Here is a 19,893-nt window from a genome sequence, read left to right as displayed (position 1 = left end):
GATGTCCCGGCCATCAGTGCCCCGTGTCATGCCTTCACAATCGGGGGGTGACCAGGATCGTGGCCGGGACGGCGGGCGGGCGGCGGCTGAAGGTGCCGCCCAAGGGCACCCGGCCGACGTCGGAGCGCGTGCGGGAAGCCCTGTTCAACGCCCTGGAGACGGCGGGCGAGGTGGACGGCGCCCGCGTCCTCGACCTCTACGCCGGCTCGGGCGCGCTCGGCCTCGAAGCGCTCTCCCGCGGCGCGGCGGACGCCTTGTTCGTGGAGTCCGACCGGCGCGCGGTGGACGTCCTGCGCGGCAACGTGACGGCGCTGGGCCTGGGCGGCACGGTCCGGGCCGGGCAGGTCGAGGCGGTCGTCGCGGCGCCCGCGCCGTCGTCGTTCGGCCTGGTGCTGGCCGACCCGCCGTACGCCGTCGACGCGGCCGCGCTGGGCAAGGTCCTGGCGTCGCTGGCCGCGGGCGGCTGGCTGGGCTCGTCGGCGCTGGTGGTGATCGAACGCGCCGCGCGCGACGGCGAGCCGGACTGGCCGCCGGGCTTCGAAGCGACGCGCGCGAAGAAGTACGGCGACACGGCGGTCTTCTGGGCCGAATACACGCCTGTGGCGTGAGCCACGCGGCGGAAACCGGGTGCGGCACGGTAGCGTCCGCGCCATGCGGCGTGCGGTCTGTCCCGGTTCCTACGATCCGGCCACCAACGGCCACCTCGACATCATCGAACGGGCCAGCGTGCTGTTCGACGAGGTCGTCGTCGCGGTGGGGGTCAACAAGAGCAAGAAGGGCCTCTTCGAGATCGAAGAGCGCCTGGAGATGCTGCGCGAGATCACCTCGAAGCTGCCGAACGTGCGCGTCGACTCGTGGGAGGGCCTGCTGGTCGACTACTGCCGCGAGAACGACATCGCGGCGGTCGCCAAGGGCCTGCGCTCGGTCAGCGACTTCGACTACGAGCTGCAGATGGCCCAGATGAACCGCGAGCTGACCGGCGTCGAGACGCTGCTGATGGCGAACAACCCGGCGTACGGCTTCGTGTCCAGCTCGCTCGTGAAGGAGGTCGCGGCCCTCGGCGGCGACATCGAGCACCTGGTCCCGCCGGTGGTCTACGAGCGGCTCTCGGCGAAGTTCCCGAGGCTCGGGCGCTGATCGACCCCCTACGTTCGTCGGGACTTGCGGCCGTTACCGGCCGAGTTCACGTTCCCGTCTTCTGAAGATCACTCGATCGAGTTACGGTCCGAAAATGACCAACTACCGATCACGCCTGGTCGCGGTCCTCTTCGCGCTCCTGGCCACGCTGTCCATGGGGGTCACCGCCGCCGAAGCGGTGACGAACTCACCGGCGGTCGCCGCGCAGAACTCCTGCGGCGACCTCTCCGGGTTCTCGCACACGACGCTCTCGGCCCTGCCCGCCGAAGCGACGACGACGTACAACCTGATCCAGACCGACGGGCCGTTCCCGTACCCGCAGAACGACGGCGTCGTCTTCGACAACCGCGAAGGCATCCTCCCGTCGTGCGCGTCGGGCTACTACCACGAATACACGGTGCCGACGCCCGGCTCGAGCAACCGCGGCACGCGCCGCATCGTGACCGGCTCGGGCGGCGAGTACTTCTACACCGGCGACCACTACGCCACCTTCCAGGTCATCGACATCGACGGCGGCAGCACGCCGTCCCAGTGCGGCGACCTGTCGAAGCTGACCGGGATCGGGTACTCGCAGCTGTCGCCGGCGGCTCGCACGGTGGTCGACAACGTCCGCGGCGGCGCGTCCACCGGCACGACCTACGAGAACCGCGAAGGCGTGCTCCCGGCCTGCGCCGCGGGCTACTACCGGCTCTTCGCCGTCGGCACGGACGACCGGGTGATCGCCGGCGAGGCGGGCGAACTGGCCTACACGCCCGACCACTACGCCACGTTCAAGCGGATCGACCTGAATTCCTGAAGCCCGTGCAACGCGCCGCGCCCCCTCGTCCGTGAGGTACACCGGGACCGGACGAGGAGGCGCGATGCGGGCGGCGGAGGACACGGACTTCCGGGAGTTCGCCCGTGCCCGCGCGGTCGCGCTGAGACGGACGGCCTACCTGCTGTGCGGCGACTGGCACCTGGCGGAGGACCTCGTCCAGAACGCACTGGTCAAGCTGTACCGGGTGTGGCCGAAGATCACCCGGCGCGGCCCGGTCGACAACTACGCCCGGCAGGTCCTGCTGCGCTGCTGGCTCGACGAGTCCCGCCGGCCGTGGCGCCGCCGGGAACGCCGTGACGGCGTCGTGCCGGACCTGCCTTCGCCCGCGCCCGAGACCGGGATCTCCGGTCCGCTCCTGCGCGCACTCGCCGAAGTCCCGCCGAAGCAGCGCGCCGCCGTCGTCCTCCGCTACTGCGCCGGCCTGCCGGCGGCCGAGGTCGCCGAGGTGCTGCGCTGCTCGGAGGGAACCGTGCGGAGCCAGGCCGCCCGCGGCCTCGAGACCCTCCGGGGCGTGCTCGAGCACAGCGCGGAGAGGAGCACCTGGTGACCGACCTCGAAACCCGCCTGCGCGAGGTGGAGATCGCGGAACCGCCGCTGGGCTTCGACCCCGACGAGGTCGCCGACCGCGCGGCGCGGCACGTCCGGCGCCGGTCCGCCGGGGTGGTCCTCGCCGCCGTCGCGGTCTTCGCGGCCGCGTTGGCCCTGCTCCCCTCGCGGGAGCCGGTGGGACCCGCGGCCGCACCGGTGCCGCCGTCGGTGGCCGAGCAGTCCCGGATCCGGCTGGCGCTCGCCGAAGCTGTCACGCGGGCGCTGCCCGGTGTCCACGACCTGACCCTGGGCCGGTCGCCCGCCGACAGCATCGGGCCGGACCGGATGAGCGTGACGGCCGAATTCGTCGACGCGAGCGGACGGCCCGGCAACTTCCAGCTGGTCGTGCGCGGGGCGTCGGCCGCGCACGAGGTCGTCCCGGCCGACCGGCTCTGCACCGCGGCCGGCGTCGAGTCGCACTGCGTCCGGCTCCCGCGGCCCGGCGGCGGCCAGCTCGTGTTGTCCGAACTGGTCTACCCCGGCGAGAACGGCCGACCGGTGCGCGAGGGCAGCACCGGGTTCCTCTACCGGCCCGACGGCTCGACGGTGATCGTGACCGGCGGCCTGGGCTACCCGCTGACCGAGGAGCAGCTCACGCGGGTGATCACCGATCCGGCGTTCGTGCTGCCGTAGGGGGAGCCGGCACCGGGCGTGTTCCTGGGGGACACGCCCGGTGCCGGTGGCGTTCACCGGTTCGGCCGCCGAAACGGGCAGACTGGTCCCAGCGACAGGGGATTGGAGTTGCCGTGTACCGGGTTTTCGAGGCGCTCGACGAGCTCGTCACCATCGTCGAGGAGGCGCGCGGCGTCCCGATGACGTCCAGCTGCGTGGTGCCCCGCGGCGACGTGCTCGAACTCCTCGACGACGTCCGCGACGCGCTGCCCGCGGAGGTCGACGACGCCCAGGACGTCCTCGACAAGCGCGACGACCTGATCCACGCCGCCCGCAAGGAGGCGGGGGAGACGGTCGCGGGGGCCAACGCCGAGGCCGAGCGCGCGATCGCGGAGGCGACGGACGAGGCGGAGCGCATCCTGGCCGACGCGCGCGCCCGCGCCGAGCAGATGCTCGCCGACGCCCACGACCAGGCCGACCGCACGGTGGCGGCGGGCCAGGCGGAGTACCAGAACCTCACCGACCGCTCCCGCGCGGAGTCCGAGCGCATGATCCAGGCCGGCCGCGACGCCTACGACCGCGCGATCGAGGACGGCCGCGCCGAGCAGGCGCGGATGGTGGCCCAGACGGAGGTCGTCCAGGCGGCCCACGCGGAGTCGGCCCGGATCGTCGACGAAGCCCACGCGGAGGCCGACCGCCAGCGCGCGGACTGCGACGCGTACGTGGACGGCAAGCTGGCGGAGTTCTCCGAGCTGCTGGCGACGACGCTGCGAACGGTCGACTCGGGCCGCAACCACCTGCGGTCGCCGGCGAACCTGCCGGGTTCCGGCGGGCGGCCGACGCTCTACGACTACCAGGTGTGACGAGCTTCTCAGCCGTCGCGTGACGCCCGCGCCGCCCAGCTCAAAAGTGGTGGCGGCCCGTGCGTACCCTGGATTGGATGTCCGAGAACAAGACCCCCCAGCTCGACGACCGCAGCCCGTGGGTGATCGACACCCGTGAGCTCGGCCGTCACGCCGGCCTCAGCCGCGCCCTCACGCGCAGCGTGCCGGTGGAGACGCCGCTCGGCGTCCCCGACGTCATCACCATCGAGGCCGGCTCCGAGCTGGAACTCGACCTGCTGCTCGAGTCCGTCGTCGAAGGCGTGCTGGTCAGCGGCACCGCGAAGGCCACGGCGAAGGGCACCTGCGCCCGCTGCCTCGACCCCCTGACCGAAGAGGTCGAGGTCGAGGTCCAGGAGCTGTTCGCCTACCCGGGGTCGGCCACGGAGGAGACCACCGAGGAGGACGAGATCCCCCGGCTGGTCGACGACAAGATCGACCTCGAACCCATCGTCCGCGACGCCGTCGTGCTGGCCCTCCCGCTGGCGCCGCTGTGCACCGAAGACTGCGCCGGGCTCTGCACGGACTGCGGCGTCAAGTGGGCCGATCTCGAGCCCGGACACGGGCATGAGAAGATAGACCCTCGGTGGGCCGCACTGGTCGAGCGCTTCGACGAGAACGCGGGCGAAAAGCCCGGGCCCAGCTGAACAAGAGCAAGCCTGACGAGCGTCCAGCTCGATGGTGAGGAAGTTCGCTCGCACGACCGCGAGCAGACCGTCTTAAGGAGATCTACTCGTGGCCGTCCCGAAGCGGAAGATGTCGCGATCCAACACGCGCTCCCGCCGCAGCCAGTGGAAGGCGGCTCCGGTGCAGCTGGTGCCTTGCTCCAACCGCGCCTGCAAGCAGCCGAAGCTCCAGCACGTCGCGTGCCCGTCGTGCGGCCAGCACAACGGCCGCCAGGTCGTCGAGCCCGCCTGATCGGGTAGCCGACATGGGGGGCAAGACGCCCGGGGGACCACCCGCCGATCCGGCGCCGTTGCTCGAAGCGCTCGGGGTCACACTCGACCCCGAGCTGCTCCGGCTGTCGCTGACCCACCGTTCGTACGCGTACGAAAACGGGGGCCTGCCGCCGAACGAGCGGCTCGAGTTCCTCGGTGACGCGGTGCTCGGCCTGGTCGTCACCGACCACCTCTACACCACGCACCCCGACCTGCCCGAAGGTCAGCTCGCGAAGCTCCGCGCCAGCGTCGTCAACATGCACGCGCTGGCGCGGGTCGCGCGCGGGCTCGGCGAGGGCGGGCTCGGGGCGCACCTGCTGCTGGGCAAGGGCGAAGAGCTCACCGGCGGCCGGGACAAGGCGAGCATCCTCGCCGACGGGCTGGAGGCGGTCATCGGTGCCGCCTACCTCGAGCACGGCATCGAGATCGCCCGCAAGCTCGTGCACCACCTCTTCGACGGCCTGCTCGCCGAAGCGCCGCTGCGCGGTGCCGGGCTCGACTGGAAGACGAGCCTGCAGGAGCTGACCGCGTCGGCCGGCCTCGGCGTGCCCGAGTACAAGGTCGAGGACACCGGGCCGGACCACCGCAAGGAGTTCACGGCCACGGTGCTCGTCGCCGGCCGTCCCCTCGGCCACGGCACCGGCTCGACGAAGAAGGAAGCCGAGCAGAAGGCCGCCGAGACGGCGTGGCGCTCGCTGTCGGCCGAACTCGAGGCCGAGAAGAAGGACGACCCGGAGTCCTGATCACCGGGAACCTCCGTTGACGATTTCCCGAACCGCTCAGTAGCGTGTGGCGATCCGCCGCGCTCGATCCCGACTGAGAGGTTTGGCGGAATGCGTCTGTTCTTCGTCCCCTTGATCGCGGCGGCGCTCGTCGTCGTGCCCGGACCGGTGGCCTCGGCCGCGCAGGTCCGCGTCACGTCGCTTTCGGCGCTGCAGTCCGCGATGGACAAAGCGAACCCCGGTGACACGATCGTGCTCGCCGACGGTTCCTACTCCGCGGGCTCGACGCTCTCGATCAAGCGGTCCGGCACGTCCACCGCGCCGGTGACCGTCGCCGCCGAGCACACCGGCCAGGCGACGATCACCGGCTCGAAGACGTTCGCCTTCGCGAGCGGTGTCTCGAACGTCGTGCTGCGGGGGTTCAAGTTCCGGGGCAGCGCGAAGCTGAGCGTCCCGGCCGGTGCGCCGGGCAACCGCCTGACCCGCAACGACTTCCAGCTCACGACCGACGGCAACTGGGTGACGGTCAGCGGCGACGACACGGTCGTCGACCGCAACGTCTTCCAGAACCGCACCAGCCAGGGCGTGTTCCTGCAGATCCTCGGGCCGTCCGGCGCGATGGCCAAGCACGTCCACGTGCACCACAACTACTTCTACAACCACCAGTTCAGCGGTTCGAACGGCGGCGAGTCGATCCGGCTGGGACTCAGCGACCACCAGTCGTACTCGGCCAACGCGCTGATCGAGAACAACCTGTTCGAGAAGGCGGACGGCGACAGCGAGGCGATCTCGGTCAAGTCGTCCGACAACGTGGTGCGCTACAACACGATCCGCGACAGCAGGGGCTACATCGTGCTGCGCCACGGCAACCGCAGCACCGTCGAAGGCAATGTCCTCTTCGGCTCGGGGATCCGGTTCCACGGCAACGACCACAGGATCGTGAACAACTACGTCGCGAATTCCGGCGATCGGGCGATCGTGTTCGGGTCCGGCGACGAAGCCGACAGCGGGCCGACGAGCAAGCTGCACGACCGCCCGGACCGCGTCACGGTCGCGTACAACACGGTGCTGGGCAGCTCTTCGGTGATCGACGGCGACGGCGGCGACTTCAAGCCGAAGGACTGCGTGGTCGCGGACAACATCGTCAAGGGGACGTCGGGGACGCTCGTGACGCTGCCGAGCGGGTCGACGGTCAAGTACGAAGGCAACATCACCTTCGGTGGCGCCGCGGGGATCCCGTCGCGGTCGGTGGACCCGAAACTGGTCAAGGACGCCGCCGGGCTGTACCGGCTGGCTTCCGGGAGCCCGGCGATCGACGCCGGCGTGGGGTCTTACCCCTCCGCGGCCAAGGACTTCGACCTGCAGGCGCGTTCGGGGGCGTACGACGTCGGCGCGGACGAGTACTTCGCGTCCGGCACGACCCGCGTCCCGCTGACGAAAGCCGACGTCGGACCGGCCGCCCCCTAAAACTGTCGTACCTCCCGGGCACAATGGTCGTATGCCCGAACTCCCCGAGGTCGAAGTCGTCCGCCTGGGCCTGCAGGCGCACGTCGCGGGCCGGACCATCCGCGAGGCGGAGGTCCTGCACCCGCGCGCCATCCGCCGGCACACGCTCGGCGCGGAGGACTTCGCGAAGCGGCTGATCGGCAGCCGCGTCGAGGCGGCGCGGCGCCGCGGCAAGTACCTGTGGCTCGAGCTGTCCGACAAGGAGGCGCTGCTGGCGCACCTCGGGATGAGCGGGCAGATGCTCGTCCAGCCGGAGGGCACGCCGGACGAGAAGCACCTGCGGGTGCGGCTGCGCTTCGCCGACGACGGGCCGGAGCTGCGCTTCGTCGACCAGCGGACGTTCGGTGGCCTGGCGCTCGACGACGTCCACGACATCGGTGACGACGTGCTGCTCCCGGACACGATCGCGCACATCGCGCGTGACCCGATGGACCCGGCGTTCGACCTCGACGTGGCGGTCCGCGCGCTGCGGTCGCGGCGCACCGAGGTCAAGCGGGCGCTGCTGGACCAGACGCTGGTGTCGGGCATCGGCAACATCTACGCGGACGAAGCACTGTGGCGCGCCCGCCTGCACTGGGCCCGGCCGACGGAGAAGCTGACGCTCGCGAAGGGGCGTGAACTGCTGTCGGCGGCGTCGGACGTGATGAACGCGGCGCTGGGCGCGGGCGGCACGTCGTTCGACGCGCTGTACGTGAACGTGAACGGGCAGTCGGGGTACTTCGACCGTTCCCTGGACGCGTACGGCCAGGAAGGCATGCCCTGTCACCGCTGCGGGACGGCGATCCGGCGGGAGCCGTTCATGAACCGGTCGTCGTTCTCCTGCCCGCGGTGCCAGCCCCGGCCGCGCGCCAACTTGCGTTGATAAATGGTGTTCAGCTTTCAGCTAGGATGAATGTGCCTGGTAGCTGAGGGAGTGCATCGTGGTCAAGGAGCCCGGAAAGTCGACGCTGGCCGACAAGATCGACCGGCTGTTCCACGTGGTCCGCAGGCCCGATCGGGAGCCGTACAGCAACGAAGAGGTCGCGAAGGCGTGCCGCGAGGCAACGGGCGAGAGCTTCTCGACGACGTACTTGTGGCAGCTGCGCACGGGCCGCCGCGACAACCCGACGAAGCGGCACCTGGAGGCACTGGCCCAGTTCTTCGGAGTCCCTCCGGCATACTTCTTCGACGACGAGCAGAGCACGAAGATCGCGGAAGAGCTGGCCCTGCTGGGAGCGCTGCGCGACGCGGGGGTCCGAGATCTGGCGCTGCGAGCGGTGACGCTGTCCTCGGACGGCTTGGACACGATCAGCGACATGATCGACGCGATCGCCCGAAGGGAGGCAGGTCGCGGCACACCGAAGAGGGAGGCCTGAGGTGACGGCGGTGGCCAGACCCGCGCGCCGGCCGGGCGCTCGCGTGGGTTACCGGCCAGGCGCTGCTGCAAGCCACCAGCCGGGCACGAGCCTTCGCCGTCGGCCGGGCGCTGACCTGCGGTCGGGCGCGCCCCGTCAGCCGGCGGCCGCTCCGAGCCGGCCCTTGTCCGCCGCCCCGCGACCGCGGCCGAAACTCGCGCTCGCGATCTTCCTGCCCCCGCGTATCCCCACCGCCGCCGCCGCGTTGAACCGGCCGAGGCCGTGGGGGCGCGGCAGGAGGGAGGGCTGACGTGGCGCAACCGTCGCGGCGCGCGGGGCGCGCCCTGTGGAAACGGGCCCGGGAAGTCGCCGGTTCCGTTGCCCTGCCCGAACCCTTCGATGCCGAGGCCTTCGTCGCGAGCCTCGCCGCCACCAGGCGGCGGCCCATCGAGCTCATGCCCGTCAGCGCCCCCGAGGGCGCTCCCTGCGGGCTGCTCATGAGCACCGAACGCGCCGACTACATCCTCTACCCCACCAACACCACCGCCCTGCACCGGCGGCACATCCTGCTCCACGAGGTCGGCCACCTGCTCTGCGGCCACACCGGGGCCGACGGTGGCGCGGACGGCGTCGCCATCGACGCCGCCGCCGGGCGGCAGCTCATGCCGAACCTCTCGCCCGAACTCGTCCGGCGCGTGCTCGGCCGCACCACCTACACCGAGGTCGAAGAACGCGAAGCCGAGCTCGTCGCGAGCCTGCTCGCCCAGCGCGTCGTGCGGCCCGAAGAGCCGCGGGAGCTCGCCGCCGACGTCCCGGACGGCGTGCGGCGCTTCGACTCCCTCTTCGGCGGCCGGTCCCGCCGCCGGGCGCCGTGATCGAGACCCTCGCCTACCACCTCTGCCTGGTCGGGTTCGCCGGGTTCGGCTACAAGCTCGTCGAGGCGCGCCGCAGCCAGCCGGTGCGCACCATGTGGTTCCTCGCCGGCTTCGGTATCTGCATCGCCGCCGGCATCGTCGTGCTGACGCCCGCCATGGCCGCCCTCGCCGGGCCCGGCCCTGTCGCCGAATGGGTCCTCAGCCTGGCCGGCGACGAGCTCAAGCTGGGCGCGATCGGGTTCGCCGTCGCCTTCACCCAGTCCGTGTGGCGCGGCGAAGGCGCCCGGCTCGCCCCGCACGCGCTGTTCACCGGCGCCACCATGGTGCTGCTCGCGGTGTCCTTCACGCTCTCCGAGCCGCGACGCGTCGGCGACGACACCGTCTTCTCACCCGGCGGCCTGCCGTTCGCCCTCGCCGACAAAGTGATCTTCCTCGTCTACAGCCTGATCAGCCTCGGCCTGCTGATCGCGGTGTTCGCCCGCAGCGCGTGGCACGCGGAGCCGGGACCGCTGCGCACCGGGCTGTGGCTGCTGCTGGTCGGCGTGGTGGCGGCGTTCGCGTGGACGTTCTGGGACATCGACGACGTCCGCGCCCTCGCCGAGACGGGCCGGATCGGCGCGCGCGAGGACCTGCCCTCGTCGGTGCTCGCCGCGGCGACGATCGGGTTCGTCACCGCCGGCGCGACCCTCGGTGCGTGGGCGCCGGCACTCACGTCGGTGCTCGGCCGGATCCGGGCGTACCGCGCGTACCGCCGCATCGAGCCACTGTGGACGGCGTTGCGCGCGGCGGTGCCGGGCATCGCGCTCGACCCGGGCCGCGAGCTGGCGGGCGGTGCCGAATTCGCGCTGTACCGCAGGGTCATCGAGATCCGCGACGGCCACCTGGCGCTGCGGGCCCACTTCGACCCGGACCTCCCGGCCCGCGCGGAGACGGAGGCCCGCCGAGCCGGAGTCCGCGAAGCCGACGTGGCACCGACGGTCGAGGCGGTGGCCCTGGCCGCGGCGATCGAGGCCGTCCGCGAGGGCCGCCGCTTCGAGCCGCCGCGACGCGAGCCCGGCGACCTCACGGAAGCCGACGCGGACGTCGAAGCCGAAGCGGCGTGGCTGGTCCGGGTCAGCCAGGCCTGGCAACGGCTCACGACGGGTAGCGCGCCCCGGTGACCGTCACCCGCAGCGTGTAGACCGAACTCGACGCCGTGATGAACAGGTCGTTCCCCCTCGGCCCGCCGAACGTGAAGTTGGAGCAGACCTCCGGCACCCGCAGCTTGCCGATCCGCGTGCCGTCCGCGGCGAAGCAGTGCAGGCCGTCGTGGGCCGCCGCCCAGACCCGGCCTTCGCTGTCGACCCGGACGCCGTCGAACACGCCGTTGTCGCACGTCCCGAAGACCTCGCCGCCCGAGAGCTTTCCCCCGGAACCCACGCCGAACACGCGGATGTGGCTCGGCTGCCGCCGGGTGTCCACTATGTACAGCAGCGACTCGTCGGCCGAGAACGCCAGCCCGTTCGGCCGTGAGAAGTCGTCGGCCACGATCCGCACCTCGCCCGACGGGTCGACGCGGTACACGTGGCACGCGCCGATCTCGCTCTCCGCCCGGTACCCCTCGTAGTCGCTGTCGATGCCGTAGCTCGGATCGGTGAACCAGATCGACCCGTCCGAGTGCTCGACGACGTCGTTCGGGCTGTTGAACCGCTTTCCCTCGAACTCCGCCGCCAGCACGGTGATCGAGCCGTCGTGCTCGGTGCGCGTGACGCGGCGGGTGCCCTGTTCGCAGCTGATCAGCCGTCCGTGACGGTCGACAGTGTGCCCGTTCGAGTACTGCGACGGCTGCCGGAAGACCCCCACGTGCCCGGTCGTCTCGTCCCAGCGCAGCATCCGGTCGTTCGGGATGTCGCTGAACACGAGGTAGCGCCCGGCCGGGAACCAGGCGGGCCCTTCGGTCCAGCGGCAGCCGGTGTACAGGCGCTGCATCCACTCGTCGCCGTTGACGCGCGCGAAGCGTTCGTCGAGCACTTCGAAGTCCGTCTTGACCTGATCCATTTCCCCATCTTCGTGGCAGGCCGCCGCGCTCGACACGCCCGTTCGGCCCTCCGCCGTGCGCACTACTGTGCAATGCGTGGTACCTTCCCAAGCGTAAGACTGGAGGGTGCAGTGGAGATCAGTCAGCTGCTCAAAGGGGTGCTCGACCTCGCCGTGCTCGCGGTGCTCCGCGAGGAAGACGGCTACGGGTACGACGTCCTGCGAAGACTCAGGAGCGCCGGCCTGGACGAGGTGGGGGACGCGTCGGTGTACGGGACGTTGCGCAGGCTCTACAAAGCCGGCCTGCTCACCTCGTACGTGGTGCCCAGCGAAGAGGGCCCGCACCGCAAGTACTACAGCCTGAACGAGCCGGGCCGGGCCCGGCTGGCGGAGTCGGGCAAGACCTGGCAGAGCTTCGCATCGACGATGAACGTACTCCTGGGAGACGCAGTGGGAGAGGCAGCATGAGCGACAAGCCGACCGCCGTGCGGGTGTATCTGGCGCGGGTCCGCACCGCGCTCGCCGACCTGCCCGCGAGCGAGATCGAAGAAATCCTCGAGGACGTCCGCCCGCACCTGGCGGAGCTCGAGGCCGAGCTGGGGGAGGGCGCCCGCGTCGAGGCCCTGATCGAACGGCTCGGCACGCCCGAGAGCTACGCCGCCGAACTGCGCGCGTCCGGCGGGTACCCGGCGCCGGCCGAGGGGGCGACACAGGTGCTCGCCACCGCGAAGGCCCCGAGCCTCGCGAAGCCGCGCATCGCGTTCTGGGGCCTGGTGCTCAGCGCCGTGGCGCTCGCGCTGTTCGCGTTCGCCGCCGCGGTACGCGTCGACCCCGACGGGCTGCTGGGCGCCGTGCTGTTCCTGCCCGTGTTCCTCATCAGCCTCTTCCTGCTGCTGCGCGGCGGGGTCGAGCCGGTGCTGGCGCTGCCGGAGGTCGGGTGGCTGCGCGAGACGCTGGCCAAGGGGCGCCGGCAGGAGGACTCCGGGAAGGCGATCACCTACCTCGCGTCGCTGAAACCGGCGTGGTGGGTCGTGTGCGCCGTCGTGCTGATCGCGTTCGGGCTGCTGCTCATGCTGCGATCGCGCAGCGCGGTGCTGCTGCTGCCCTTCCTGTTCGTCGCGGGGGGCGCGGCGGTGTGGGCGGGGCCGCGCGTGCGCCGTGACCGGCGGCTGCTGTGGCTCGCCGTGCCGATCTCGGCGTTCGTCATCGGCGGCATCCTGGGCGGCTTCGGCGCGGCGGTCGACCTGATCTCCCACCGGAACTCCTACTCGAGCTCGCCGTCGTACTACCCGTCGTCGTCCGACCGGTACGGCAACGAGCAGCTGACCTACGGCGGCCACGAGGTCGAGAACGTCTACGCGTTCGACGCCGAGGGCAAGCCGCTGACCGAGGTCTACCTCTACGACGAGGAGGGCCGTCCGCTCACGCTGACCCGCTACGGCTGCGAGCGCGCGAGCGGGACCAAGGAGAAGATCGGCGCGGACAACCGGTTCCCGCGGCCGCGGGTCGAGCAGGGCGTGACCGACGACGAGGGCAACTACAACGGCTACAACGGGTACCGCTCGGCCTGCCGCGAGGACGCGGGGGTGCCGTTCAGCGCGGCGATCCCGAAGGTGACGGCCCCGCCGGCCACGTCCACCGCACCGGCCACGTCCACCGCACCGACGTCTTCGTCCGCGCCGGCCACGCCGACGCCGACGAAGTAACGGGGGAACGAACGCCGGGAGCCGGTTCGGGGCCGCTCCCGGCGTTCACCCGATCCCAACGTGCGCGAAACGTCCCGCGAACGCGGGCGTGCTGAGCTGGGTGGGTGCCGGACGCCTTCGCCCCGCGGACCCGCGTGGTCCACGGGTACGAGCGCGCCTACCGGATGGCCGGGCGCGGGCCCGCGCTGCTGTTCCTGCACGGCATCGGTGACGACTCGTCGACGTGGCTGGAGCTGCTGTCGTCGCTGGCGGCCGACCACACGGTGATCGCGCCCGACCTGCTCGGGCACGGCGCTTCGGCCAAGCCGCGCGCGGACTACTCCGTCGCCGCCTACACGTGCGGGATGCGCGACCTGCTGACCACGCTCGACGTCGACCGCGTGACGGTGGTCGGGCACTCGCTCGGCGGCGGCGTCGCGATGCAGTTCGCCTACCAGTTCCCGGAACGCTGCGAGCGCCTCGTCCTGGTCGGCTCGGGCGGGGTGGGCGCGGGCGTGCACCCCTTGCTGCGGCTGGCCGCGGCCCCGGGCGCGGGAATGGTCCTGCCGCTGCTGGGCAGCCGCCCGGCGCTGACGGCGCTGCGCGGGTTCGCCGGGCTGCTGCGGGTGTTCGAGGACACCGACCTCGACTACGTGCTGACCCGGTACGTCCGGCTGCTGGAGCCGAGCACCCGGTCGGCGTTCCTGCGGACGCTGCGCTCGGTCGTCGACTGGCGCGGGCAGGTCGTCAACATGCTCGACCGCTGCTACCTGACCAGCGGGATCCCGACGCTGCTGGTGTGGGGCACCGAGGACCGGGTCGTGCCGAGCGGCCACGCGCTGCGCGCGCACCGGGCGATGCCGGGCAGCAGGCTGGTGCTGTTCGAGGGCGCCGGGCACTTCCCGCACCGCGCGGACCCCGAGCGGTTCCTGGCGATCCTGCGGGAGTTCCTGGTTTCGACGGCGCCGGCGGAGTACGACCGGGCGCGCTGGGGCGAGCTGCTGCGGGCGGGCCGCCCGGCGGGGACTCCGGATCCGACGGGGGTTCCGGACGCTCCCGCGGTGGCCTCGGGGAGCTGAGCAGCCCCCGTTTTCCACGCTACCGGCGGGCACCGACAGTTCGGGGAGTGGCGACCGGAGCTGTCCCCAGGTACGACGAAGGCCACCTCCCGGCGGAGGTGGCCTTCGCTCTTCAGGGTGTCAGTGGCCGAAGGCGCTGCGCGCCGCGAGGTCCGCCAGGAGCGCGCGGCCCTTCTCGGCGTTGCGCGGCTGGGAAAGGACGTCGTAGCGGCGGGCGACCAGCTGGCTCTGGGAGATGAACCCGCGTTTGTTGCGGTTCACCGCGTAGCCCAGCGCGCCGAAGAGCAGGTTGAACCCGAGACCGGCGACGAGGCCGATCACGATCGGGACCAGACCCGCGCCCGGGTTCAGCAGGCTGAGCACCAGGCCGAGGAACAGGCCGAACATCGCGCCGGAGGTCGCCGCGCTGCCCAGGACCTTGCCCCAGGACATCTTGCCGGCGACGCGCTCGACGAGCATCGGCTCCACGCCCACGATCGTGACGTCGGTGACCGGGAAGTCCGTGCCCGCGAGGTGGTCGACCGCGCGCTGCGCCTGCTCGTAGGACTCGTAGGAACCGATCGGCCAGCCGGTGGGCATGGTCGGCAGCTGGGGCCGCGCCTGCTGCTGTCCGATCGTGTTCTGCTGCGTGAATGCTGTGGTCATCGATCTCACCTCTCCTGCCCCGTTCAACGTGGGAGTACCCGGAATTCCTCCCGGCGCGGCGAATTCACAGGGTCTTCTCAGCCGGGCAAACCGCGCAATCCGGCGGTGAGCGCAGGCCGGGGGCGGGTGGGGTGGATGGAGCCGGGGAGCGGGAGGTCGGGGCGTGGTGCCGAGCGCTGCGCGGTGGCCGACGCGGGGCGGGCGGGGGTGGTGGCCGCCGTGGGGCGGGCCGCGGCGGAGGACTGGCGGCCGCGGCTGCCGAACGCTGCGCGATGGCCGGCCGTGGGGCGGGCGGCTGCGCGGCGAGCCGGCACCGCGACTCCACCGCGCGAGCCGGGCTACCCGTCGCGCTGCCGCAACGCCGGTCGAGCGGGGTGGTGGTCGGTCGGCGCGGCGGGCCGCCACCGCGACTCCACCGCGCGAGCCGGGCTACCCGTCGCAACGCCGGCCGAGCGGCGGGCGTGACGCGGGGCCCGGAGCAGCGAGCCGGGAAGCCGGCGCGGGTCCCGGACACCAGCACAGCGGCCGTCCCGCACCCGCACGGCCGACCGCAACTCAATGGCTCAAAAAGATACCTTTGTTCCAGTTGACCCCGCGCCCCTCGCCCGGTAGGAAGGACCCGCAAAGGATTCGCATCAAACCTTTGGGGTGGCTGATGGCACGCAGGCGAGGCATGCTCACCCTCGACGAGCTCCGGGCCCGGGTGGACGCGGGCACGATCGACACCGTGCTCGTCGCGATCACGGACATGCAGGGCAGGCTCCAGGGCAAGCGCTGCTCGGCGGAGTACTTCCTGGACGAGGTCGTCGGGCACGCCACCGAGGCCTGCAACTACCTCCTGGCCGTCGACGTCGACATGAACACCGTCGACGGCTACGCGCTCTCCTCCTGGGACAGCGGCTACGGCGACTTCGTGCTGCGCCCCGATCTCGAGACGCTGCGCGAGATCCCGTGGCACGAGGGCACCGCGCTGGTGCTCGCCGACGTCGAGCGGGTCGAAGGCGGTCCCGTTCCCATGTCGCCGCGGCAGATCCTGCGCCGGCAGCTCGACCGGCTCGCCGAGCGCGGGCTCGCCGCCTACGTCGGGACCGAACTCGAGTTCATCGTCTTCGACGACACCTACGAAGCCGCCTGGGACAAGCGCTACCACGGTCTCAAGCCGGCCAACCAGTACAACGTCGACTACTCGATGCTCGGCACCGCGCGCCTCGAGCCGCTGCTGCGCCGCATCCGCAACGAGATGGCCGGCGCCGGGCTCTACCCCGAGTCCGCCAAGGGCGAGTGCAACCCCGGTCAGCAGGAGATCGCCTTCCGCTACACCGACGCCCTGCGCACCTGCGACAACCACAGCGTCTACAAGAACGGCGCCAAGGAGATCGCCGCGCAGGAGGGCAAGAGCCTCACCTTCATGGCGAAGTACAACGAGCGTGAAGGCAACTCCTGCCACATCCACATCAGCCTGCGCTCCACCGAGGGCCGCGCCGTCCTCGCCGGCGACCACGACCACGGCTTCTCGACGCTCATGGAGCAGTTCCTCGCCGGCCAGCTCGCCGGGCTGCACGAGCTGACCTACTTCTTCGCGCCGAACGTCAACTCCTACAAGCGGTTCGTCCCCGGCAGCTTCGCGCCGACCGCCATCGCCTGGGGCACCGACAACCGCACCTGCGCGCTGCGCGTCGTCGGGCACGGCGAGTCGCTGCGCGTCGAAAACCGCGTGCCGGGCGGGGACGTGAACCCCTACCTCGCCGTCGCCGCGCTCATCGCCGCCGGCCTCCACGGCATCGAGAACGAGCTGGAGCTGGAAGAACCCTTCAGCGGCAACGCCTACCACTCCGACCGCGGCACCGTGCCGACGACGCTGCCCGAGGCCGCCGCGGCCCTCGACGGCAGCGACCTGGCCCGCGACGCCTTCGGCGACGACGTCGTCGACCACTACCTGAACGCGGCGAAGATCGAGATCGACGCCTACAACGCCGCCGTCACCGACTGGGAGCTGATCCGTGGCTTCGAGCGCCTCTGAACCGGTCATCGGCCTCACCAGCTACCTCGAGCCCGCTAAGTTCGGGGTCTGGGAGACCGAAGCCGCGCTGCTGCACCGGTTCTACGTCGACTGCGTCGTCGCGGCCGGTGGCGTCCCGGTGCTGCTCCCGCCGGTGTCCGAAGCCCACGGCCGTCTGATGTCCACAGTGGACGGCCTGGTGCTGACCGGCGGCGCCGACGTCGAGCCCGGGCGCTACGGCCACGAGCCGCACCCGGCCACCTACACCCGGCCCGAGCGCGACGCCTTCGAGTTCGGCCTGTTCGAAGCGGCCCGCCGCCAGGGCAAGCCGGTGCTGGGAGTGTGCCGCGGCCTGCAGGTGATGAGCGTCGCCCTCGGCGGCACCCTGACCCAGCACCTGCCGGAAGCGAGGGAAACCACCGAGCACCAGCCTGCGCCGGCGACGTTCGGCCGGGGCACGGTCACCCTGGCCGAGGGCAGCCGGGCCGCCGCGATCCTGGGCCCGGAAACCAAGACCCTCTGCTACCACCACCAGGCCATCGACCGGCTCGGCGCCGGCCTGGAACCGGTCGGCTGGGCCGCCGACGGCACCATCGAAGCCGCCGAGGTGCCGGGGGAGTTCACCCTGGGCGTCCAGTGGCACCCCGAGCAGGACAGCGACGACGTGCGGCTCTTCCGAGCCCTGGTCGACGCGAGCAAGGAGAGGGCATGACCAGCAGCTTCGACGTCCGGAACCCCGCCACCGGGGAGGTGGTGCGGACCGTCCCGCTGACCAGCGCCGAGGAGACCGACGCGGCGATCGCCCGCGCGCAGGCGGCGTTCCCGGCCTGGCGCGACGTGACCCCCGGCGACCGTGCGCGGCTGCTGCGCCGCTTCGCCGACGCCGTCGAGGCCGACATCGAGCACCTCGCGCGGCTGGAGGTCGAGAACTCCGGGCACACCATCGGCAACGCCCGCTGGGAGGCCGGCAACGTCCGGGACGTCCTCAACTACTACTCCGCCGCCCCGGAACGCCTGATCGGCAAGCAGATCCCGGTGCCGGGCGGCGTCAACGTCACCTTCCAGGAGCCGCTGGGCGTGGTCGGCGTGATCGTGCCCTGGAACTTCCCGATGCCGATCGCCGGCTGGGGCTTCGCGCCCGCGCTCGCCGCCGGCAACACCGTCGTCCTCAAGCCCGCCGAGCTGACGCCGCTGACCGCGCTCCGGCTGGCCGAACTGGCGCGCGAGGCGGGTGTCCCGGAAGACGTCTTCCAGGTGCTGCCCGGCAAGGGATCCGTGGTGGGACAGCGGTTCGTCGACCACCCGGGCGTGCGCAAGGTCGTCTTCACCGGCTCCACCGAGGTCGGCAAGCAGATCATGGCCGGCTGCTCGGCCCAGGTGAAGCGCGTCACCCTCGAACTCGGCGGCAAGAACGCGAACATCGTCTTCGCCGACTCCGACCTGGAGAAGGCCGCGGCGACCGCGCCCTACGGCGTCTTCGACAACGCCGGGCAGGACTGCTGCGCGCGGTCGCTGATCCTCGTGCAGGCGAGCGCGTACGACCGCTTCATGGAACTGCTCGAACCCGCCGTGCACGGCGTCGTCGTCGGCGACCCCGGCGACGAGAAGACCGAGATGGGGCCGCTGATCTCGGCTTCGCACCGGGAGAAGGTCGCCTCCTACGTCCCGGACGACGCACCCGTCGCGTTCCGCGGCAGCGCGCCCGCCGGCCCGGGCTACTGGTTCCCGCCGACCGTCCTCACCCCGCCCGACCTGCGGCACCCGGCCGTGGCGGAGGAGGTGTTCGGCCCGGTCGTCGCCGTCGTGCCGTTCGCCGAAGAGCCCGACGCCGTCCGGATGGCCAACGCGACCGAGTACGGCCTGTCCGGGTCGATCTGGACCCGCGACGCCGGCCGCGCGTTCCGGGTGGCGCGCGGCGTCGAAGCCGGCAACCTGTCGGTGAACTCGCACTCTTCGGTGCGCTACTGGACGCCGTTCGGCGGGTTCAAGCAGTCCGGCCTCGGCCGCGAACTGGGCCCCGACGCCGCGGCGGCGTTCACCGAAACCAAGAACGTCTTTCTCAGCACGGAGGAGTAATGGTCCAGCGTTTCGAAGGCCGCGTCGCGGTGATCACCGGCGGCGCGAGCGGCATCGGGCTCGCCTCGGCGCGCCGCTTGGCGAGCGAAGGCGCGAAGGTCGTCATCGGGGACCTGACGCCGGCCGAGGGCAAGGCGGCCGCGGACGAGGTCGGCGGCGCGTTCGTCCAGACCGACGTCACCGACGCCGAACAGGTCGAGAACCTGTTCCACAGCACGGTCGAGCAGTTCGGCTCGGTCGACGTCGCGTTCAACAACGCGGGGATCTCCCCGCCCGAGGACGACTCCATCCTGACCACCGGCATCGACGCCTGGGAGCGGGTGCAGCGCGTCAACCTGACGTCGGTGTACCACTGCTGCAAGGCCGTCCTGCCGCACATGCAGCGGCAGGGCAAGGGCTCGATCATCAACACGGCGTCGTTCGTCGCGGTGATGGGCGCGGCGACGTCGCAGATCTCCTACACCGCGTCCAAGGGTGGCGTGCTCGCGATGAGCCGCGAGCTCGGCGTGCAGTTCGCGCGGGAGAACATCCGCGTCAACGCGCTCTGCCCGGGCCCGGTGAACACGCCCCTGCTCAAGGAGCTGTTCGCGAAGGACCCGGAACGCGCGGCGCGGCGGCTGATCCACGTGCCGGTCGGCCGGTTCGCCGAGCCCGAGGAGATCGCGGCGGCGGTGGCGTTCCTGGCCAGCGACGACGCCAGCTTCATCACGGCCTCGCAGTTCCTGGTCGACGGCGGCATCTCCGGCGCTTACGTCACCCCGCTCTAACGCTTGGTCGGTTTCTTGACGCCGTAGACCTCCCGCAGGTAGCTCCAGGCGGCGTTGAGCTTCTTGCGCTCTTCGGAGACGAGCCGTTCGCGGCGGCGCAGCACGCGGACGGCGATCTCGGAGGCGAGGAAGGCACCGGCGGCGAAGGTCAGCACGCCGACGATGAGCGTCAGGGCGATGATGGTGGTGGTCATGCTCACAGCGTCGGGCGCGCGC

At 71.6% G+C, this 19,893-nt stretch carries 24 protein-coding genes; 21 read left to right on the top strand and 3 right to left on the bottom strand.

The features are described 5' to 3' along the window. Positions 1 to 47: 47 nt before the first annotated feature. The 14 genes from rsmD (at position 48) to ACWEVP_RS12555 (ending at position 10,570) form a co-directional block, all read left to right on the top strand. Positions 48 to 608 carry a 16S rRNA (guanine(966)-N(2))-methyltransferase RsmD gene (gene rsmD, locus ACWEVP_RS12620; RefSeq protein WP_452062669.1) on the top strand — a complete coding sequence of 187 codons (561 nt, stop codon included), beginning with the start codon at positions 48 to 50 and terminating at the stop codon, positions 606 to 608. 43 nt (positions 609 to 651) lie between these two features. After that, on the top strand, positions 652 to 1,137 hold the full coding sequence (gene coaD / locus ACWEVP_RS12615) for a pantetheine-phosphate adenylyltransferase (RefSeq protein ID WP_452062668.1): 486 nt from the start codon (positions 652 to 654) through the stop codon (positions 1,135 to 1,137). 94 nt (positions 1,138 to 1,231) lie between these two features. Further along, positions 1,232 to 1,933: a ribonuclease domain-containing protein gene (locus tag ACWEVP_RS12610; RefSeq protein WP_452062667.1), complete on the top strand. Its 702-nt coding sequence runs from the start codon at positions 1,232 to 1,234 to the stop codon at positions 1,931 to 1,933. A gap of 64 nt (positions 1,934 to 1,997) precedes the next feature. Continuing rightward, positions 1,998 to 2,501 carry a SigE family RNA polymerase sigma factor gene (locus ACWEVP_RS12605; RefSeq protein WP_452062666.1) on the top strand — a complete coding sequence of 168 codons (504 nt, stop codon included), beginning with the start codon at positions 1,998 to 2,000 and terminating at the stop codon, positions 2,499 to 2,501. Beyond that, positions 2,498 to 3,175, top strand: coding sequence for a hypothetical protein (locus ACWEVP_RS12600; protein WP_452062665.1), 678 nt, complete (start codon positions 2,498 to 2,500; stop codon positions 3,173 to 3,175). Before ACWEVP_RS12605 ends, ACWEVP_RS12600 begins: the two co-directional genes overlap by 4 nt. A 113-nt stretch (positions 3,176 to 3,288) precedes the next feature. Beyond that, positions 3,289 to 4,017, top strand: a complete 729-nt coding sequence (locus ACWEVP_RS12595; protein WP_452062664.1) for a DivIVA domain-containing protein — start codon at positions 3,289 to 3,291, stop codon at positions 4,015 to 4,017. Positions 4,018 to 4,094: 77 nt separating this feature from the next. Next, on the top strand, positions 4,095 to 4,682 hold the full coding sequence (locus tag ACWEVP_RS12590) for a YceD family protein (protein WP_452062663.1): 588 nt from the start codon (positions 4,095 to 4,097) through the stop codon (positions 4,680 to 4,682). Positions 4,683 to 4,770: 88 nt separating this feature from the next. Beyond that, positions 4,771 to 4,953, top strand: a complete 183-nt coding sequence (gene rpmF / locus ACWEVP_RS12585; RefSeq protein ID WP_003090635.1) for a 50S ribosomal protein L32 — start codon at positions 4,771 to 4,773, stop codon at positions 4,951 to 4,953. Positions 4,954 to 4,966: 13 nt separating this feature from the next. Next, positions 4,967 to 5,716 (top strand): ribonuclease III, encoded by a 750-nt coding sequence (gene rnc / locus ACWEVP_RS12580; RefSeq protein WP_452062662.1) that lies wholly within the window; start codon positions 4,967 to 4,969, stop codon positions 5,714 to 5,716. A gap of 90 nt (positions 5,717 to 5,806) precedes the next feature. Then, complete coding sequence (locus ACWEVP_RS12575; protein ID WP_452062661.1) at positions 5,807 to 7,162, top strand: chondroitinase-B domain-containing protein; 1,356 nt, start codon at positions 5,807 to 5,809, stop codon at positions 7,160 to 7,162. Positions 7,163 to 7,193: 31 nt separating this feature from the next. Beyond that, positions 7,194 to 8,063: a bifunctional DNA-formamidopyrimidine glycosylase/DNA-(apurinic or apyrimidinic site) lyase gene (gene mutM, locus ACWEVP_RS12570; RefSeq protein ID WP_452062660.1), complete on the top strand. Its 870-nt coding sequence runs from the start codon at positions 7,194 to 7,196 to the stop codon at positions 8,061 to 8,063. A 58-nt stretch (positions 8,064 to 8,121) separates the two neighbouring features. Further along, the gene (locus ACWEVP_RS12565) at positions 8,122 to 8,556 is read left to right on the top strand and encodes a helix-turn-helix domain-containing protein (RefSeq protein WP_086674935.1); all 435 of its coding nucleotides are present in this window, start codon (positions 8,122 to 8,124) and stop codon (positions 8,554 to 8,556) included. A gap of 290 nt (positions 8,557 to 8,846) precedes the next feature. Continuing rightward, positions 8,847 to 9,410 carry a hypothetical protein gene (locus ACWEVP_RS12560; protein WP_452062659.1) on the top strand — a complete coding sequence of 188 codons (564 nt, stop codon included), beginning with the start codon at positions 8,847 to 8,849 and terminating at the stop codon, positions 9,408 to 9,410. Then, positions 9,407 to 10,570, top strand: coding sequence for an MAB_1171c family putative transporter (locus ACWEVP_RS12555; RefSeq protein ID WP_452062658.1), 1,164 nt, complete (start codon positions 9,407 to 9,409; stop codon positions 10,568 to 10,570). Before ACWEVP_RS12560 ends, ACWEVP_RS12555 begins: the two co-directional genes overlap by 4 nt. Here ACWEVP_RS12555 and ACWEVP_RS12550 read toward each other — a convergent pair. Beyond that, complete coding sequence (locus ACWEVP_RS12550; protein WP_452062657.1) at positions 10,545 to 11,447, bottom strand: SMP-30/gluconolactonase/LRE family protein; 903 nt, start codon at positions 11,445 to 11,447, stop codon at positions 10,545 to 10,547. The two genes, ACWEVP_RS12555 and ACWEVP_RS12550, sit on opposite strands and share 26 nt — an antisense overlap. A gap of 111 nt (positions 11,448 to 11,558) precedes the next feature. On the opposite strand from ACWEVP_RS12550, the gene ACWEVP_RS12545 reads away from it, so the two are divergent. The 3 genes from ACWEVP_RS12545 to ACWEVP_RS12535 all read left to right on the top strand — a co-directional run bounded on the left by ACWEVP_RS12545 (position 11,559) and on the right by ACWEVP_RS12535 (position 14,190). After that, on the top strand, positions 11,559 to 11,894 hold the full coding sequence (locus tag ACWEVP_RS12545) for a PadR family transcriptional regulator (RefSeq protein ID WP_452062656.1): 336 nt from the start codon (positions 11,559 to 11,561) through the stop codon (positions 11,892 to 11,894). Further along, on the top strand, positions 11,891 to 13,132 hold the full coding sequence (locus tag ACWEVP_RS12540) for a DUF1700 domain-containing protein (protein ID WP_452062655.1): 1,242 nt from the start codon (positions 11,891 to 11,893) through the stop codon (positions 13,130 to 13,132). The genes ACWEVP_RS12545 and ACWEVP_RS12540 overlap by 4 nt, the downstream gene beginning before the upstream one ends. A gap of 164 nt (positions 13,133 to 13,296) precedes the next feature. Further along, a complete protein-coding gene (locus ACWEVP_RS12535; RefSeq protein ID WP_452062939.1) occupies positions 13,297 to 14,190 on the top strand; it encodes an alpha/beta fold hydrolase in 894 nt (297 codons plus the stop codon). A gap of 120 nt (positions 14,191 to 14,310) precedes the next feature. On the opposite strand, the gene ACWEVP_RS12530 is transcribed toward ACWEVP_RS12535, so the two are convergent. Then, on the bottom strand, positions 14,311 to 14,835 hold the full coding sequence (locus tag ACWEVP_RS12530) for a general stress protein (RefSeq protein WP_400883761.1): 525 nt from the start codon (positions 14,833 to 14,835) through the stop codon (positions 14,311 to 14,313). A gap of 673 nt (positions 14,836 to 15,508) precedes the next feature. Here ACWEVP_RS12530 and ACWEVP_RS12525 point away from each other — a divergent pair. Genes ACWEVP_RS12525 through ACWEVP_RS12510 form a run of 4 tightly spaced genes read left to right on the top strand, consistent with a single transcriptional unit; the run spans position 15,509 to position 19,677 of the window. Continuing rightward, positions 15,509 to 16,855 carry a glutamine synthetase family protein gene (locus tag ACWEVP_RS12525; protein ID WP_452062938.1) on the top strand — a complete coding sequence of 449 codons (1,347 nt, stop codon included), beginning with the start codon at positions 15,509 to 15,511 and terminating at the stop codon, positions 16,853 to 16,855. Beyond that, complete coding sequence (locus tag ACWEVP_RS12520) at positions 16,836 to 17,546, top strand: gamma-glutamyl-gamma-aminobutyrate hydrolase family protein (RefSeq protein WP_452062654.1); 711 nt, start codon at positions 16,836 to 16,838, stop codon at positions 17,544 to 17,546. The genes ACWEVP_RS12525 and ACWEVP_RS12520 overlap by 20 nt, the downstream gene beginning before the upstream one ends. Continuing rightward, a complete protein-coding gene (locus ACWEVP_RS12515; RefSeq protein WP_452062653.1) occupies positions 17,543 to 18,910 on the top strand; it encodes an aldehyde dehydrogenase family protein in 1,368 nt (455 codons plus the stop codon). Before ACWEVP_RS12520 ends, ACWEVP_RS12515 begins: the two co-directional genes overlap by 4 nt. Then, positions 18,910 to 19,677, top strand: a complete 768-nt coding sequence (locus tag ACWEVP_RS12510) for a 3-oxoacyl-ACP reductase (protein WP_452062652.1) — start codon at positions 18,910 to 18,912, stop codon at positions 19,675 to 19,677. Before ACWEVP_RS12515 ends, ACWEVP_RS12510 begins: the two co-directional genes overlap by 1 nt. On the opposite strand, the gene ACWEVP_RS12505 is transcribed toward ACWEVP_RS12510, so the two are convergent. Further along, the gene (locus tag ACWEVP_RS12505) at positions 19,674 to 19,871 is read right to left on the bottom strand and encodes a hypothetical protein (protein WP_410642034.1); all 198 of its coding nucleotides are present in this window, start codon (positions 19,869 to 19,871) and stop codon (positions 19,674 to 19,676) included. The two genes, ACWEVP_RS12510 and ACWEVP_RS12505, sit on opposite strands and share 4 nt — an antisense overlap. Positions 19,872 to 19,893 lie beyond the last annotated feature (22 nt).

The sequence above is a fragment of the Amycolatopsis sp. NPDC003865 genome (assembly GCF_053605345.1).
The sequence above is the reverse complement of the archived record's forward strand: the minus strand, read 5'-3'. Positions and strand labels throughout refer to the sequence as shown.